Origin of the sequence: Bradyrhizobium sp. SZCCHNS1022, from assembly GCF_032484835.1 — a bacterium.
Taxonomy (GTDB): Bacteria; Pseudomonadota; Alphaproteobacteria; order Rhizobiales; family Xanthobacteraceae; genus Bradyrhizobium.
Map to the genome: position 1 here is coordinate 857353 of NZ_JAUETT010000002.1, position 15847 is coordinate 873199.

The window sequence follows — 15847 nt, forward strand, 5'->3', positions numbered from 1 at the left end:
TTTTCAAAAGCCTTGTACCAAAAGGTCACGCAGTTCCTTCGCGGCTTGTCCGCTTGCTTGCAGGTCTGCCCCATGTCCGCCTTTGCGATTGCACGCCAGAAAATGGTCGATAGCCAAGTGCGCACCAACGATGTCACCGATCATCGCGTGCTGGATGCAATGCTGACGGTACCGCGTGAGGCCTTCGTTCCTGAGGATCGTCGCGCGCTGGCCTACCTCGATCTCGATCTCGATGTCTCTGAAGCCGGCTCGGCCAAGCGCTTCCTGATCAAGCCGATGCTCACCGGCAAGCTGTTGCAAGCCGCGGAAATCCTCCCTACCGATCATGTTCTGGTCGTCGGCTGCGCGACCGGGTATCTGGCGGCTTTGACGGCACCGCTCGCCGAGAGAATCGTCGCCACCGAGTGCGATCCGGCGCTTGAGGGCCGCGCCAGAGGGCTGGTCGGGAAATTCGGTTTCGACAATATCACGGTCAAGGTGGCAGGATGCGCCGAGGGTGATCCGGGCGATGACCGCTACGATGTGATTCTGTTGAACGGAGCCTCAGAGGTTCCCGTGGATGGCTTGTGCCGCCAGCTCAAGGAGGGGGGACGCCTGGTGGGGGTCTTCGCCAAGACCAAGCCCGCGCGGGCCATGATCATTACCCACTCACATCAAGATTTCGGCTCACGGGTCCTGTTTGATGCCTCGGCTCCGGTCCTGCCGGGACTTGAGCGGGTTCCCGAGTTCGTTTTCTAAGACTGTTTCACCCCGAAACCGCCCCGAAATGGCCTCTGGCCGGGGCGCCCCCATGGGGATTCTGCGGCGGTCGCAGGCCTGTGGGCGGGCGGAAATCTGTTTTAAATCAGAAGTGTGGCCCGGATGCTGCAGGCGTAGAGTTTCCACACGAGTCCGATCTTGGGTGGTTTCGTCGCGCTTGCGTGGGGAATAAGGTGCGGTGGCGCGCGGGAGTCTCTCTTGTGGCTTACGGCCCGGCTTTGGCGTTGAGCCGGTAACAACGATGATTGGAACAGGGATGTTTGGGGTGAAGGTCGTCACCGCAGCGGCGGCTGCGGTCCTCCTGATTGCTTGTGCTGGACCCACGCCTGTGCTGGCCGATACGATAGAGGCCGCGCTGGTCCGTGCTTATCAGAATAACCCGCAGCTGAATGCCCAGCGTGCCGCGGTCCGCTCTACCGACGAGAACGTGCCGCAGGCCCTGTCGGGTTACCGGCCCAAGGTTTCACTCACAGCCACTGGCGGCTACCAGTACCAGGACATTCAGATCAGCGCGGGCACTGACCCCTTCCATGGAAAGACGGTCCCGCGAAGCGTCGGCGTGACCGCGACCCAGACGCTCTACAACGGCAATCAGACGGCCAACAAGACGCGAGCCGCCGAGAGCCAGGTGTCTGGCGCGCGTGAAGGTTTGCGCGTTCTGGAGCAGCAAGTGCTGTTCCAGGCCGCGACCATTTACATGGACTATCTCCGTGACGCTGCCATCGTGGAAGTTCAGCGCAGCAACACGCGGGTTCTTGAGCAGACTCTGAAACAGACCCGCGACCGCTTCAATGTCGGCGAGGTGACGCGCACTGACGTGGCGCAATCGGAGGCACAGCTCGCCGCGGGCCGGACGCAGCAGCTGACCGCTGAGTCCAACCTGACGACGACCCGTTCCAACTTCCGCCGCATCATCGGCAGCGAACCCGAGAATCTCGCCCCCGGCTCGCCGGTCGACCGTTTCCTGCCGTCCACCCTTCAGCAGGCCATCGAGACCAGCCTGACGGAAAATCCGAGTGTCACGGCGGCGATGTTTGGCATCGACGTCAATTATCTCCAGGTCAAGATCAACGAGGGGGCGCTGCTGCCGACGGTGACGGTGACGGCTCAGGCACAGCAATCCAATGAGCAGAGCTTGCAGTCCTTCCGCTCGTTCGGTGCATCGGCGGTCGCCCAGCTTACGGTTCCGATCTACCAAGGCGGCGCGGAGTATGCATTGATCCGCCAGTCGAAGGAAAATTTGGCGCAGCAGCGTCTGAACCTTGATACGACGCGCGATCAGACTCGTGCCAACGTGGTAACGGCTTGGGGACAGCTGGTCGCCGGCAAGGCTCAGGTTTCCTCTGCGCAGGCGCAGGTGACCGCGTCCGAGGTCGCTCTCAACGGCGTGCGCGAAGAAGCGAAAGCGGGACAACGCACGACGCTCGACGTTCTGAACGCGCAGCAGGCACTCGTGAACGCGCGCAACGCCTTGGTGACGGCGCAGCACGATCGGGTCGTGGCGTCATACTCGGTGCTCAATGCCATCGGACGGCTGTCGCCCCAGGTCTTGAACCTGCCCACCACGGTTTATGATCCGAGCGTCCATTACCATCAGGTTCGTGACAGCTGGGCTGGTGTTCGCACGCCAGACGGGCGGTAAACCAATCGCAAGGGTAGACGATCAACGCCTCGGCCATTGGCCGAGGCGTTTTCGTGTGTAGCGAACGCGGCAGTGTTTGTTGAGGCGACAGGCCGATGCTGTTAGAAGTTGTGGCGCGCCTGCGCCGAACGGCTACTAACTTTGCCTGCTCCACCGGTTCGCGGCCAGCGTTGCTTGCAATCATTTGTTGCCATGACATAGCCTAAAAAAGGCCGCGGAACGATTCGGAGCGCCTCGGAGTATCATTCCAAGCGGAGCTCCGACGCGGACGGCATCGTTCTTTCAACTGCATCGAGCGGCGCATAATCTGGAGACAATCGGGGCATGTCCATCAGGAAATCCGAGCCTCTTGGATCCGGAGCCTGCGAATCTTGCGGTGCTTGGGGTAAGATGACGCGTGCGACGGCGTCGATGATTTGGAGTCGGAAATGACGCAGCCCGCGAAAGTGCAAGAACCCTCGATGGAGGAGATTCTGGCGTCGATCCGGCGCATCATCGCCGACGATGAAGCCAAGCCGTCGGCTGCCGAGAAGCCTGTGGCAGCTGCAGCCGCGCCGCCACCGAAAGCTGAGAAGCCGGCGCCTAAGCCGGCGATGAACGACATCCCACCTTCAAAAATTCCTGCCGCCGTTGCTGCAACCGCAAAAGCGGCTCCTCCGCCGGCAGCGCCGCCACCAGCCGCGGCTCCGGCCAGCAATAGCCAGGACGACATCGACGCATTGCTGGCGGGATTGGATGAGACGACGGCCGAAGAGGTTCGGCCCGCAGACCCCGAACCAGAACCAGAACCTGATGTACTTGAGTTGACGGACGATATGGCAGTGGCACCTCCACCCCCCGCTCCGAGCCCCGCGCCGGCTTCATTCCGCAGGGTCGAACCGCAGAACGACATCGAGTTCATTGAACGCGCCGCGGCGAACCAGACTGTGAAGGCGCCCACGTTCGAATCGTCCTTCGATCAGACGCCTCCCAAGCAGCCGATCCTGTCGCCAACCACGGTCAATGCCGTGGAGTCGGCTTTCAACGCCCTGGCCAATACGGTGCTCAGCAACAATGCGCGCACCTTGGAGGATCTCGTCAAAGAGATGCTGCGGCCGATGTTGAAGAGCTGGCTCGACGACAATCTGCCGGCCCTGGTCGAGCGCATCGTCAAGGCGGAGATCGAGCGGGTGTCGCGCGGCCGCTGAGCGCCGGCTCCAAGCGCGTCTTCCGCTTTGCCGTCTTGCCCGCGCGCCGTCTTGGCGCGCAGACGCCCCCTCCGGGCTGCTGTTGACTTGATGCGCTGCGGGGGGTTTCTACCCATCTTCAAACTGGTGCCGCCGAGGAGGTGCCGCCGCCCGCTCGCTTGCGGTTGCCTCGGACGGTGCATCGGCTCGAAAAGAGCTTGAGAGTCATGAGCTTGCGGTGAGTTTCTCAGTTCCGATCGGAACTCTGAGGGCAGAGCTGCGAGGGTCCACGAATTTTGGAAAGCTGGCGCGTGCCGGCTGCGAACGCCATGATCGAGAAAAATTACCAGCCCGCCGACATCGAAAGCCGCATGTCGCTCGTTTGGGAGGATGCCCGTGCGTTCAGCGCCGGGCGCCCCGACCGGCGCGATGCGGAGCCGTTCACGATCGTGATCCCTCCGCCGAATGTGACGGGCTCGCTGCATATGGGCCACGCGCTCAACAACACGCTGCAGGACATCCTCTGCCGTTTCGAACGCATGCGCGGCCGCGACGTGCTCTGGCAGCCGGGCACCGACCATGCGGGCATCGCGACCCAGATGGTGGTCGAGCGCCAGCTGATGGAACGGCAGCAACCGAGCCGCCGCGAGATGGGCCGCGAAAAGTTCCTGGCGCGCGTCTGGGAATGGAAGGACGAAAGCGGCGGCACCATCATCAACCAGCTCAAGCGGCTCGGCGCGTCCTGCGACTGGAGCCGCGAGCGCTTCACCATGGACGAGGGGCTGTCCAAAGCCGTCGTGAAGGTGTTCGTCGAACTGCACCGCGCCGGCCTGATCTACAAGGACAAGCGGCTGGTTAATTGGGACCCGAAACTGCTCACCGCAATCTCCGATCTCGAGGTCCAGCAGGTCGAGCTCAAGGGCAATCTCTGGTATCTGCGCTATCCGCTGGAGGGCAGGACCTTCAGCCCCGATGATCCCACGAGTTTCATCGTCGTCGCCACCACACGGCCCGAGACCATGCTCGGCGACACCGCAGTCGCGGTGCACCCCGACGACGAGCGCTATCAGCATCTGATCGGCAAGCGCGTGATCCTGCCGCTGGTCGGGCGCGAGATTCCGATCGTCGCCGACACGTATTCCGATCCGGAGAAGGGCACCGGCGCCGTCAAGATCACGCCGGCGCATGATTTCAACGACTTCGAGGTCGGCCGCCGCCATGGCTTGGCGCAGATCAGCGTGCTCGACAAGGAAGCGTGTCTCAACCTCGTCGGTAACGAGGATTACATGCGCGACCTGCCCGAGGGCTCCGAGGAATTCGCGCGGGAGTTCCACGGCATCGAGCGGTTCGCGGCGCGCAAGAAGATCGTCGAACGCCTAGAGACGTTCGGCTTCCTCGAACGGATCGAGCCGAACACCCACATGGTGCCGCACGGCGACCGCTCCGGCGTCGTGATCGAGCCGTATCTCACCGACCAATGGTATGTCGACGCCAAGACCTTGGCCCAGCCCGCGATCGCGGCGGTCAGGTCGGGGACGACGACATTCGTCCCGAAGAATTGGGAGAAGACCTATTTCGACTGGATGGAGAACATCCAGCCGTGGTGCATCTCGCGCCAGCTCTGGTGGGGTCACCAGATCCCGGCCTGGTACGGTCCCGACGGCAAGGTGTTCGTCGCCGAGACCGAGGAGGAGGCGGTTGGCCACGCCATCGGCTACTATGTCGAGCAGGAGGTCATTACGCCGGAGCAGGGGCGGGAGATGGCGCTCGACCGCAACAAGCGCGCCGGGTTCATTACCCGCGACGAGGACGTGCTCGACACTTGGTTTTCTTCGGCGCTGTGGCCGTTCTCGACGCTCGGCTGGCCCGACGATGCGCCCGAGGTGAAGCGCTACTATCCGACCAACGTGCTGGTCACCGGCTTCGACATCATCTTCTTCTGGGTCGCCCGCATGATGATGATGGGCCTGCACTTCATGGGCGAGGTGCCGTTCTCGACCGTCTACATCCACGCGCTCGTCCGCGACGAGAAGGGCGCCAAGATGTCGAAGTCGAAGGGCAACGTCATCGACCCGCTCGCCCTGATCGACGAATACGGTGCGGACGCGCTGCGCTTCACCTTGGCGGCGATGGCCGCCCAGGGGCGCGACATCAAGCTGTCGTCGCAGCGCGTCGAGGGCTATCGCAACTTTGCGACCAAGCTCTGGAACGCCTGCCGCTTCGCCGAGATGAACGACTGCGCGATGCCGGATGGCTTCGACGCGGCAAAGGCGAAGGAGACGCTCAATCGCTGGATCGCCCATGAGGCGGCGGCTGCGACACGCGAGGTTACCGAGGCGATCGAGGCCTATCGCTTCAACGATGCGGCGGGCGCCATCTACCGCTTCGTCTGGAACGTCTATTGCGACTGGTATCTCGAGCTCGCCAAGCCGGTATTGACCGGGCCGGAGAGCCGGGCGAAGGCCGAAACCCAGGCGATGGTCGCCTGGGCGCGCGATGAGATCCTCAAGCTGTTGCATCCCTTCATGCCCTTCATCACGGAGGCGCTGTGGGAGACGACGGCGCGCCGCGACGGGCTGCTCGCACTGACGCCCTGGCCGCATCGCACCGACGTCCCGACGGTCGAGGAGATCGCGGCGCTGTCGGCGGCCAGCTTCGCCGATCCGCTGGTGCCGCCGCTCCTGATCTCGTTCGACGCCGCCAGCTTCAAGGACGAGGCCGCAGAGGCCGAAATCGGCTGGGTGGTCGATCTCGTCACCGCGATCCGCTCGGTGCGCGCCGAGATGAACATCCCGCCGGCGACCTTGATGCCGCTCGTTCTGGTCGGCACCTCGGCAGAGACAAAGGAGCGGGCGCCGCGCTGGACCGATGTGATCAAGCGCCTCGCTCGGCTCTCGGACATCAGCTTCGCCGACGGGGCGCCGGAAGGCTCGGCCCAGCTCGTCGTGCGCGGCGAGGTCGCCGCCCTGCCGCTGAAGGGTGTCGTCGATCTCGCCGCCGAGCGCGCGCGGCTCACCAAGGAGATCGCCAAGGCCGACGCCGACATCGAGCGGGTCGACAAGAAGCTCGGCAATCCGAACTTCGTCGCGAAGGCCGCCGAGGAGGTCGTCGAGGAAGAGCGGGAGAAGCGCGAGGCAGCGCTGGCGCGCAAGGCCAAGTTCCAGGAGGCACTGGCGCGGCTGGCGGGCGTTGGGTGACCGCTCGGCGTTGATAAGACGCGCTTTACTATTGGTCCCGGGTCTGCGCGGACTTCGTCCGCTTGCCCGGGACGACGGCTGAGGACGGGGCAGCCGGTGCCGCAAACGGCTTGCTGAGGAACCGCGAGCCCTTCAAGCCGTAGCGCCAGGGCAGTTCCACGGCTTTCGTAATACCGATGCGGACGCCCCGAATGACGTCGACATCAGCCGTACGCGCGAACAGCTCGATCGGCGCAGCATCCAGCGGCAGGCCGTTGTGCGCGATCGTGATGCCCATCGCTTCCGTCAGCTTGCCAGGGCCGGAGCACAGCGCGTGGACATCCTCCAGCTTGCGCCGCCGGCGCATCTCCTCGATGCCCATTGTCGGTTCGATCGCGCGGATCAGGACCGCGCTCGCCGATCCCTCTTTCTCGCAGACGAAATTCACGCACCAATGGATGCCGTAGGAGCGGTAGACATAGGCAAAGCCGGGCGGCCCGAACATCACAGCGTTGCGCGGCGTCTGGCCGCGGAACGAATGCGCGGCCGGCTCGGTGTGGTGATAGGCCTCTACCTCTACGATCATCCCGCCGACGCCATCAACCAGGAAGGTGGCCCCGATCAGCTCCGGCGCGACCTCGTGCACGCTGCGCGTAAAGAAGGCGCGGGTCAGCCGCTTCCCTGTCCGCGGGGCCGGAGTCCGTGAAACTGCTGGGGTGGAGGGCGGTTTGCGGGCCATTTTGAAGGGAATCAACCGGGATAAGGGCGCGGAAGACTGCCCATATCTGCCATGTCCTGCTAGGGTCGGCGAGCTGGTTGCGTCACGGCAAGCGGCGGATTAGCTAAGCCTTTTCGCAGTCTGGACCTGCCTATGGTCACCATCGTCGACACCCTCTCGAACACGCCGCTACGCCCCCGTCACCCCGAAAAGGTGAACCGGCCGGATTCCGCTTCGCCGGCAAAGCCGGCCTGGATTCGGGTCAAGGCCCCGACCAGCCGCGGCTATGCCGACACCCGCAACATCGTCCGCGAGAACAAGCTCGTGACCGTGTGCGAGGAGGCCGGCTGTCCCAACATCGGCGAATGCTGGGACAAGAAGCACGCCACCTTCATGATCATGGGCGACACCTGCACCCGGGCCTGCGCCTTCTGCAACGTCAAGACCGGGCTGCCGGACGCGCTGGATGCCAGCGAGCCGGAGCATGTCGCGGAGGCTACCTTCAAGCTCGGCCTGACCCATGTCGTCGTCACCTCGGTCGACCGCGACGATCTCACTGACGGCGGCGCGGCGCATATCGCCGCGACCATCCGGGCGATTCGCCAACAGTGCCCGACCACCACGATCGAGGTGCTGACGCCGGACTTCCTGCGCAAGGACGGCGCGCTCGAGCTCGTGGTCGCGGCCAAGCCCGACGTCTTCAACCACAATCTCGAGACGGTGCCGTCGCGCTATCTCTCGGTGCGGCCCGGCGCCCGCTACTTCCATTCGATCCGCCTGCTGCAGCGGGTCAAGGAGCTCGATCCCACCATCTTCACCAAGTCCGGCATCATGGTGGGCCTGGGCGAACAGCGCCACGAGGTGCTGCAGGTGATGGACGATCTGCGCTCGGCCGACGTCGATTTCCTCACCATCGGCCAGTATCTGCAGCCGACCCGCAAGCACCATGCTGTTATGAGCTACGTCACGCCGGAAGAATTCTCCGGCTACGAGACCGTCGCCTACACCAAGGGCTTCCTGATGGTGTCGGCGAGCCCGCTGACGCGCTCGTCGCATCATGCCGGCGAGGATTTCGCCAAGCTCAAGGCCGCGCGCGCCGCGGCCCAGCGCTGACATGCCGAGATTCTCCAACAAGCGGCGCGTTCCGCATACCGCCGACCAGATGTTCGACCTGGTCGCGGATGTCGAGCGCTATCCGGAATTCGTGCCGCTGTGCCAGGCGCTGGTCGTGCGCCAGCGCAGCGAGAAGCCTGACGGCCTCGAGGTCATCGTTGCCGACATGACGGTGTCGTTCAAGCTGGTCAAGGAGACCTTCACCAGCCGCGTCACGCTGGATCGGGCGGGCCGCAAGATCCTGGTCGAATATGTCAGCGGACCGTTCTCCTCGCTGGAGAACCGTTGGAGCTTCGAGCCGCGCGACGGCAATGCCTGCGAGGTCACTTTCTTCATCGCCTACGAGTTCAAGAGCCGCATGCTCGCGATGCTGATGGGCTCGATGTTCGACACGGCGTTTGCGCGGCTGTCCTCGGCATTCGAGAAGCGGGCGGACGCGATCTACGGCAAGAAGCCCGCGGTGTCCTCGACCTAGGCGCGGCTTGTTGCAGGCCTCGTCCTTCCCATCGTCATTCCGGGGCGCCCGCAGGGCGAGCCGGAATCCATACTCACGATCGTGGTTATGGATTCCGGGCTCATCGCTTCGCGATGCCCCGGAATGACGAGCTGGGAGAGTCGTCGGGTTACTACTATCCACGTCTCAAACAGCAGATGCGGGTCCGCATTCCCGCAGCGCTGACGCGCCCGAGTCTGGCGAAGCTCACACCCTCAAAGATCGAAGAGGGCGCAGGGAATGCCGGGTGAAGGCCTCACCCATGGCCCGCCTGCAACAAGAAAAGCAGGCGGCAGTCACCACAGGTTAAGCCGAACATCCGGCATTCCCTGCGCGATGGGTTACGGCTTATACGTGATCTCCCTGGGGACCGGCTTGATTGCCCCCACTGCGTGATGCGAAGCATCATCGCGTCGCGACAACGCGTTTCACGCGCTGCGCTGGACGCCAGCACCGGGGCGTCAGGACCACACGATTTCGCCGTCCGCATCATCAGCCGTTCGTCTCACGGCGCGACGCGGCCATCGCTTCCCCGCCTCACGTATCGTGACGATCGGCCGAAACGTCCCTCTTGCCGAGGCGGGATGAATGAAATCAAACACGAATTCTGAAAAAACGAAACAAGAATATTTTGCGAGGAGGCTCTTGAAACGGACCTTCTCGTTGATCTGTCTTGAGAAATCAGCTCTTCGGCGCAAGCCGTGCTGCGGCTGTTCGACGTGACAGTCGGCGCGCTCGGCTTGCGCACTCCTAACCGATTTGCCCGACAGGCACGGCACAGTCGATCAGCAGAGCAGGGCGCGCGATTGTAGTCACCTCACGCGCAGGCCCGGCGGGGGCGGCTCACGCCGCGTCCGGTCGTTGCGTCATTCCAATCACAGACGCAACGCGATCCGCAACGATCGAAACAATGACGTAGTTCGGCGCAACGAAGCCGCGCGCAACAGATCGGCGGTCGGTGCGATACTCGCTGAATGAGGATGACAATCGGGGATCGGTGCGCTATAGCGTCGGCCATGATCACCGTCGCCATCAGCCATTCCCGACGTTTTACACACGACAGCTCGCTGGCGGCGGGAGGATCGCGCTCAATCTGAGATATTGCAGCAAGACATCCGAACAGCCGCCTGATCTGGCGGCTTTTTTTATGGCCGGCAGGTCAAAGTCCCACGGGAGGCCTGCCATGCCGAGCACGACAGACGATCTTCGCGTCAGGAACATCAAGGAGCGGCCTCCGCTCCCCGACCTGATGCGAGCTCAGAGACTTGCCAGCCAACCTCGTGATCTGCCGAGGTTACCGAGTCCCTCCGTGTCTGCGACACCGGGCGCGAACGTCTATCCTTTTGGGAAGACGGCTTCCAATCCCGACCGCGCTCCTCGCCAGACCAAGTCGGTCGTGCGGGTCTGGTGGGAGCGATGGCTGGAACGGCGCCGGTTCGCTCGCCAATTGCCATGGATGGCCGACGAGGTGCTCAAGGACTACGGCCTGACAAGGGAACAAGCGCGCTGGCTGTGCCGCCGTCCGTTCTGGCGGGCATGAGCGGCGTCACGGACGACAGGTCCTATCTGCCCATCAGATGCTCGGAAAAGAACCTGACCACCTCGGCGTCGAACACGCGGTGAAATGCCGCGCGGTCGAAGTCGGGCGGATTGTCGGTGCAGATGCGCGGCACGGCGGCTGCGAACTCAGCAAAGCAGGGCGCGAGAAAGGCGTAGTGCGCGGCGGGCACGACATGAATGTCCGGCTGATTCCAAAGACTGCCCGCCACCCGCGCGGTGCCTTCGGGATCGGCGCCATGGCCGCCAAGCCGCGAGCGCCAGATCTGCAGCGGGATCTTGATGCTGGCGAGATTGCCGTCGGCGAAAGGACCAGTCGGCGCCGTGTCTGCGAGCACGGCCGCCTTGATCCGGCGATCGTGTGCGAAGGATTTTGGAACGTCACCGCTGTGGACCTGCTCGCAGAACGGTGATCGGTCGGTGCAATAATGCGCGACGCGGCTGAAGTCCGGATCCGCTCCGGCCAGCACCAACCCTGTATAGCCGCCCTTCGAGAAGCCGAAGAAGCCGATCCGGTCAGGATCGATCGCGGCCTTATCCTTCCAATCATTCAGCATGAAGTTGATCAAGCGCACGATGTCGGCTGGCCGCGACGCCCAGTTCGACAGGCTGTCGCGCTGCGCGTCGTCGCCAAAACTGTCGCCGGGATGACTGATCGCGGCGACGATGAAGCCGGCATCGGCCAGAGCCTCGTTGAGATCATGGTGCTGGCCGAACCAGCCGCCGCGGCCGTGCGAGAACACGATCAACGGCAGCCTGCTGCCCTTGATCGGACAGTCCTTGACGCCGGGCAGCGTCTCGACGGCCGTCACCCCGAGCTTGCCCAGCTGCACGTCCTGTGGTGGAGCCGAGCAGGGCGTCCAGATTGCGCCCTTCAGATTTGAATCGGACTCCAGAAGCTGGAGGCCGGCAGGACGGGCCGGTGAGGCGAGGCAGAGCAACGCGAGGCCGAGCGCCCCGAATGTCCTGTGCAGCAAAATGTCCCCCTGGATAAAATGCTACTTGAGCGGGAGGGCGCGGCGGAAATGTGTCGGCAGCCTTCCAGCTATGCGAAAGGCGTCGCGCAACGAGACGGATTCGAGCGGCAGGGTGGCAGCCGGGCGCGAAGCCCTCGCATCGTGCAGAGGCTGCCTGGGGTCCGCTTGGTGCAGCAGATGAACGGGACAACCGACCTCTTGCGGACCGTTTCCATCAACGGTTATCGATCAAACGAAGGACCTGCGCCGGATTACCTCCGACAAGCGTATTCGGGGGAACGTTCTTGGTGACGACCGAACCCGCCGCCACGACCGAGTTCTCGCCGACGGTTACACCGCCGATAATCGTCGCGCCGGCTGCAATCCACACACCTTTCTCGATCGTGATGGGCCTTCCGATTGTGACGGTACGCCGCTGCGAAGGTTCAAGGGGATGGCTCGCCGTGATGATGCTCACGTTTGGCCCGATCATCACATCGTCCGCGATGTCAAGGCCGCCAAGGTCATAGAACGTGCAGTTCTGATTGACGAAGACATTGCGTCCGACCCGAATTTCGGTCCCGCCGGCAGTATAGAATGGAGGGATCAGCAGGAAGCTCTCGTCGATCTTTTGACCGATGAGTTCGCTGAACAAAGCCCGAATTTCGACTGTATCGTTGAAGGTCAAGCGGTTGAGTGCGGCGGTGATTGCCGTCGCTCGTCTGACGTTGGCCACCATGGCCGCTGATTCGGGCGTCCTGTTGCGAATGGTCTTGGTGCGATCGTCGTTGGCATTCATGACTTTCCTCATGTGACCACGCCGACTTCATCAGCGTACGCGGCGCACGACCTTAGGCGGCACTATGGCCGCCCGCGCCTCACGCCGCCTGCACTGCCGTGAGGAAGTCGCGGACCTTGTCGCGCAGCGCTTCGGCTTGCTTGGCGAGTTCGCCGGCCGCGCCCAGCATTTGCCGCGCGGCTTGGCCGGCGGAATCGACGGTCTGGCTGACGGCGCCGATATTGCCGGCCACCTCGCGCGTTCCGTTCGCCGCCTGATTGACGGAGCGGGCGATCTCCTGGGTCGCCTGGCCCTGATGCTCCACTGCGACCGCGATCGTCTTGGCGATGTCGCTGATCTGGCCGATGGTGCCACCGATCCCCTGGATCGCCGTCACCGTGTCGCCGGTGGCGCGCTGCATGGCACTGATGTGCGCGCTGATCTCGTCGGTCGCCTTGGCGGTCTGGCTGGACAGGCTCTTCACCTCGGCGGCGACCACGGCAAAGCCGCGCCCGGCGTCGCCGGCCCGTGCCGCCTCGATGGTTGCGTTGAGCGCCAGCAGGTTGGTCTGGCTCGCGATCGCATTGATCATGTCGGTCACCGCGCCGATCTTGGCCGCAGCGTCGGACAGGCTGTTCACGAGCTGGTTGGTGCGGGCGGAGGCATCGACCGCCTCGGCGGCGATGGTCGAGGAGGTCGCGACCTGGCGGTTGATCTCGCTCACCGAGCTCGACAGTTCCTCGGTCGCGCCGGCGACGGATTGCACGTTGGAGGAAGCGGAGCTCGAAGCCGCCGCCACGGTCGCAACCCGCTGCGCGGCCTGCTCGGCCGTCGAGGTCAGCGAGGCGGCCGTGGTTTGCACCTCACGCGATGCGGCGGAGATCGCATTGGCAATGGTTCCGACCGTGGTCTCGAGGTCCTTGGCCAGGGCGCCCAAGACGCGCTTCTTCTCCTCGCGTGCTGCGACCAGATCGGAGAGGTCGCGGCGATAGCTCAGGAGCACCGGCTTGCCTTCGATTTCGACGGGGACCAGCGTGATCTGCACCAGCGCGTCCGTGCCATCGGCGCGCTTGGTCGTCCATTCGAAACTGGCGTGACCCTCCCGCTTGGCCTTCGCGTTCATCTCGCCGACCATGTCGGCGGAGCGGCGGCCGTTCGGCTGGATTTCGGGCGCCAGCGCGGCCGGCGAGCGCGACAACAGATCGGCCTTGCTGCGGAAGCCGCCGAAGCGGACAGCTGCCTCGTTGCAGGCGATGATCTTGCCCTCGGACAGCACCAGGATGGTGTCGCGACAGCGCTCGAAGATCGCATCCAGCAACAGGTTGTGCTTCTGCTGCTCTGCAGCTTTGCCCGAAAAGAGCTTCATCGAATCCATCCCCCGCCCGTGACATTGTTGCCCAAGCCGTATCAGGGGAAAATTAACCAAAACCTTATGCGCGGGTTCGTCAGTCCTCGGGTCGCGTTTCCTGCGGATGAGGAGCCGCGAGGATGTGCATGAAGCGACTGACTACGTCCGCGGCGGCCGCGGCCGCTTCACCGGATGCAGGCGCGGGGCGCGCGCCACGCGCGGGCGCAGGCGCGAGGCGGCGGCGCGTTTCGGCTTCACCGCGGTTTGCGGCCGCGCCAGCTCCATCAGCATGCGCAGCGCCTCGACCACCGAGCGGGTGCGCACCGCGCTGCGGCCGATCGCGCCGAAGCGCTGCTCGCGGTTGATGATGCGGCCGTCGCGCGCGGCGCAGGCGAAGTGCACGAGGCCAACCGGCTTGCCCGGGGTGGCGCCGCCGGGGCCGGCGATGCCGGTGATGGCGACCGCGAGATCGACGTCGGCGCGCTCCAGCGCACCGACCGCCATCTGGATTGCGGTCTCCTTGCTGACGGCGCCGAAGGTCTGCAGTGTCGAGGCGTTGACGCCAAGCATCGCCCGCTTGGCCTCGTTCGAATAGGTGACGAAGCCGCGGTCGACGACATCGGAGGAGCCGGGAATCTCGGTCAGCGCCGCGGCGACCAGGCCGCCGGTGCAGGATTCGGCGGTGGCGATGGTCAGCTTGCGCGAGCGGCAGAGATCGAGCAGCGCGCGGGCGAGGGCGCTCGTGGAGACCGTTTGACGTTCGCTAGCCATGTCCCGCGTTTCCCCATGCGAACGTCAGACCGAACTCTCCGCAGGCGTCAACTCGCTCATCACGCTAAGCGCTCCAGGGCAGGCGGATGGTGGCGCTCGCGGTCGCAGCGATGCCTTCCTCGCGGCCGGTGAAGCCGAGCTTCTCGCTGGTGGTGGCCTTCACGGCGATGCGAGAGATGCCGACCCCAGAGATCTCCGCGATTCGCGCCCGCATCTGGTCGCGCAGCGGGCCGATCTTGGGCCGCTCGCAGATCATGGTGACTTCGAGATTGGCGATGCGGCCGCCGCGCGCGGTGACGCGCTCGATGGCATATTTCAGGAACTGGTCGGAGGAGGCGCCCTTCCACTTCATGTCACTGGGGGGGAAGTGCGAGCCGATGTCGCCGTCGGCCAAAGCGCCTAAAATTGCATCAACCAGAGCGTGTAAACCGACGTCGCCGTCCGAATGAGCCAGGAAGCCTTTGCTATGCGGTACGCGCAGGCCGCAGAGCCAGACGTGATCGCCGGGCCCGAACGCATGCACGTCGTAACCGGTGCCAGTCCTGATGTCGCCGAGCGCAGCTGCCAGCCGTGCCTCCTCGCGCACGAAGTCTTCCGGTGTGGTGAGCTTCATATTGGCAACATCGCCCTCGAAGGTGGCTACGGTCAATCCCGCCCATTCGGCAATCGCCGCATCATCTGTGAACTCGGTGAGACCATCGCGCGCGGCGCGGCGATGCGCCTCCAGAATGATATCGAACTTGAACGTCTGCGGCGTCTGCGCGATCCGCAGCTTCGCGCGCTCCGGTGTCGCAGTGATGTTGCCGGTGTCGCCGACCTGCTTGATCGTGTCATTGACCGGGATCACGGGGATCGCAGCGCCGGTCCGGTTGGCCGCGACGATCGCGCGCGAGATCACGGCCGGAGAGACGAACGGACGCGCGGCATCATGAATCAGCACGATTTCGGGCCGGTGCGGCGCCAGCGCTTCGAGGCCGGCGAGCACGGAGGCCTGCCGCGTCGCGCCGCCATTCGCCGGCGCGGCATGGCGCAATCCGCTGACGGCGGCGTTGAACACATCGATGTCGTCCGGATTCACCACCGGCTGGACGATGTCGACCTCGGGGTGCTCGGAAAAGGCCGCGAGCGCGCGATGGATCACGGTGCGGCCGCCGATGCTGCGGTACTGCTTGGGGCCGCCGCTGCCGGCGCGCAGACCGCGCCCGGCCGCGACGAGGATAGCTGCAGTCCGCTGAGAAATGGTCATGGGATCAGGCTACTAACGAAGACAAAGCTTCACGGGGGGAGGTTGAGGCGCGCTTCTTACATCGGCGGAGGCAGATAGGCGAGGGCGATCACGGAGGAGGCGATGCCGGATGCGTCGCCGATGA

Annotated in this window: 13 protein-coding genes; 7 read left to right on the forward strand and 6 right to left on the reverse strand. The window is 64.4% G+C overall.

What is annotated here, in order from left to right; translation table 11 throughout:
* Positions 1 to 72 precede the first annotated feature (72 nt).
* The 4 genes from QX071_RS17535 (at position 73) to QX071_RS17550 (ending at position 6764) form a co-directional block, all read left to right on the forward strand.
* Positions 73 to 738, forward strand: a complete 666-nt coding sequence (locus QX071_RS17535; RefSeq protein WP_315703885.1) for a protein-L-isoaspartate O-methyltransferase — start codon at positions 73 to 75, stop codon at positions 736 to 738.
* 277 nt (positions 739 to 1015) lie between these two features.
* Entirely contained in the window at positions 1016 to 2401 is a 1386-nt protein-coding gene (locus QX071_RS17540; RefSeq protein ID WP_315703886.1) for a TolC family outer membrane protein, read from the forward strand.
* Between the two features lie 428 nt (positions 2402 to 2829).
* Entirely contained in the window at positions 2830 to 3588 is a 759-nt protein-coding gene (locus QX071_RS17545) for a DUF2497 domain-containing protein (protein ID WP_315703887.1), read from the forward strand.
* Between the two features lie 308 nt (positions 3589 to 3896).
* Positions 3897 to 6764, forward strand: a complete 2868-nt coding sequence (locus tag QX071_RS17550; protein WP_315704283.1) for a valine--tRNA ligase — start codon at positions 3897 to 3899, stop codon at positions 6762 to 6764.
* Between the two features lie 28 nt (positions 6765 to 6792).
* Here the strand turns inward: QX071_RS17550 and QX071_RS17555 are convergent, their stop codons facing one another.
* A complete protein-coding gene (locus tag QX071_RS17555) occupies positions 6793 to 7482 on the reverse strand; it encodes a DNA-3-methyladenine glycosylase (RefSeq protein ID WP_315703888.1) in 690 nt (229 codons plus the stop codon).
* A gap of 132 nt (positions 7483 to 7614) precedes the next feature.
* Between QX071_RS17555 and lipA the strand changes: the two genes are divergently transcribed.
* The 3 genes from lipA to QX071_RS17570 all read left to right on the forward strand — a co-directional run bounded on the left by lipA (position 7615) and on the right by QX071_RS17570 (position 10607).
* The gene (lipA, locus tag QX071_RS17560; protein WP_315703889.1) at positions 7615 to 8574 is read left to right on the forward strand and encodes a lipoyl synthase; all 960 of its coding nucleotides are present in this window, start codon (positions 7615 to 7617) and stop codon (positions 8572 to 8574) included.
* Between the two features lies 1 nt (position 8575).
* A complete protein-coding gene (locus QX071_RS17565) occupies positions 8576 to 9049 on the forward strand; it encodes a type II toxin-antitoxin system RatA family toxin (protein ID WP_315703890.1) in 474 nt (157 codons plus the stop codon).
* A 1327-nt stretch (positions 9050 to 10376) separates the two neighbouring features.
* A complete protein-coding gene (locus QX071_RS17570; protein ID WP_315703891.1) occupies positions 10377 to 10607 on the forward strand; it encodes a DUF1127 domain-containing protein in 231 nt (76 codons plus the stop codon).
* Between the two features lie 22 nt (positions 10608 to 10629).
* Here QX071_RS17570 and QX071_RS17575 read toward each other — a convergent pair whose 3' ends face one another.
* The 5 genes from QX071_RS17575 to QX071_RS17595 all read right to left on the reverse strand — a co-directional run bounded on the left by QX071_RS17575 (position 10630) and on the right by QX071_RS17595 (position 15723).
* Positions 10630 to 11601 carry an alpha/beta hydrolase family protein gene (locus QX071_RS17575; RefSeq protein ID WP_315703892.1) on the reverse strand — a complete coding sequence of 324 codons (972 nt, stop codon included), beginning with the start codon at positions 11599 to 11601 and terminating at the stop codon, positions 10630 to 10632.
* 214 nt (positions 11602 to 11815) lie between these two features.
* On the reverse strand, positions 11816 to 12379 hold the full coding sequence (locus tag QX071_RS17580; RefSeq protein ID WP_315703893.1) for a sugar O-acetyltransferase: 564 nt from the start codon (positions 12377 to 12379) through the stop codon (positions 11816 to 11818).
* Between the two features lie 79 nt (positions 12380 to 12458).
* Positions 12459 to 13724 (reverse strand): methyl-accepting chemotaxis protein, encoded by a 1266-nt coding sequence (locus tag QX071_RS17585; RefSeq protein WP_315703894.1) that lies wholly within the window; start codon positions 13722 to 13724, stop codon positions 12459 to 12461.
* A 141-nt stretch (positions 13725 to 13865) separates the two neighbouring features.
* Entirely contained in the window at positions 13866 to 14477 is a 612-nt protein-coding gene (locus QX071_RS17590) for a CinA family protein (protein WP_315703895.1), read from the reverse strand.
* Between the two features lie 64 nt (positions 14478 to 14541).
* A complete protein-coding gene (locus tag QX071_RS17595) occupies positions 14542 to 15723 on the reverse strand; it encodes a bifunctional 2-C-methyl-D-erythritol 4-phosphate cytidylyltransferase/2-C-methyl-D-erythritol 2,4-cyclodiphosphate synthase (RefSeq protein ID WP_315703896.1) in 1182 nt (393 codons plus the stop codon).
* Positions 15724 to 15847 lie beyond the last annotated feature (124 nt).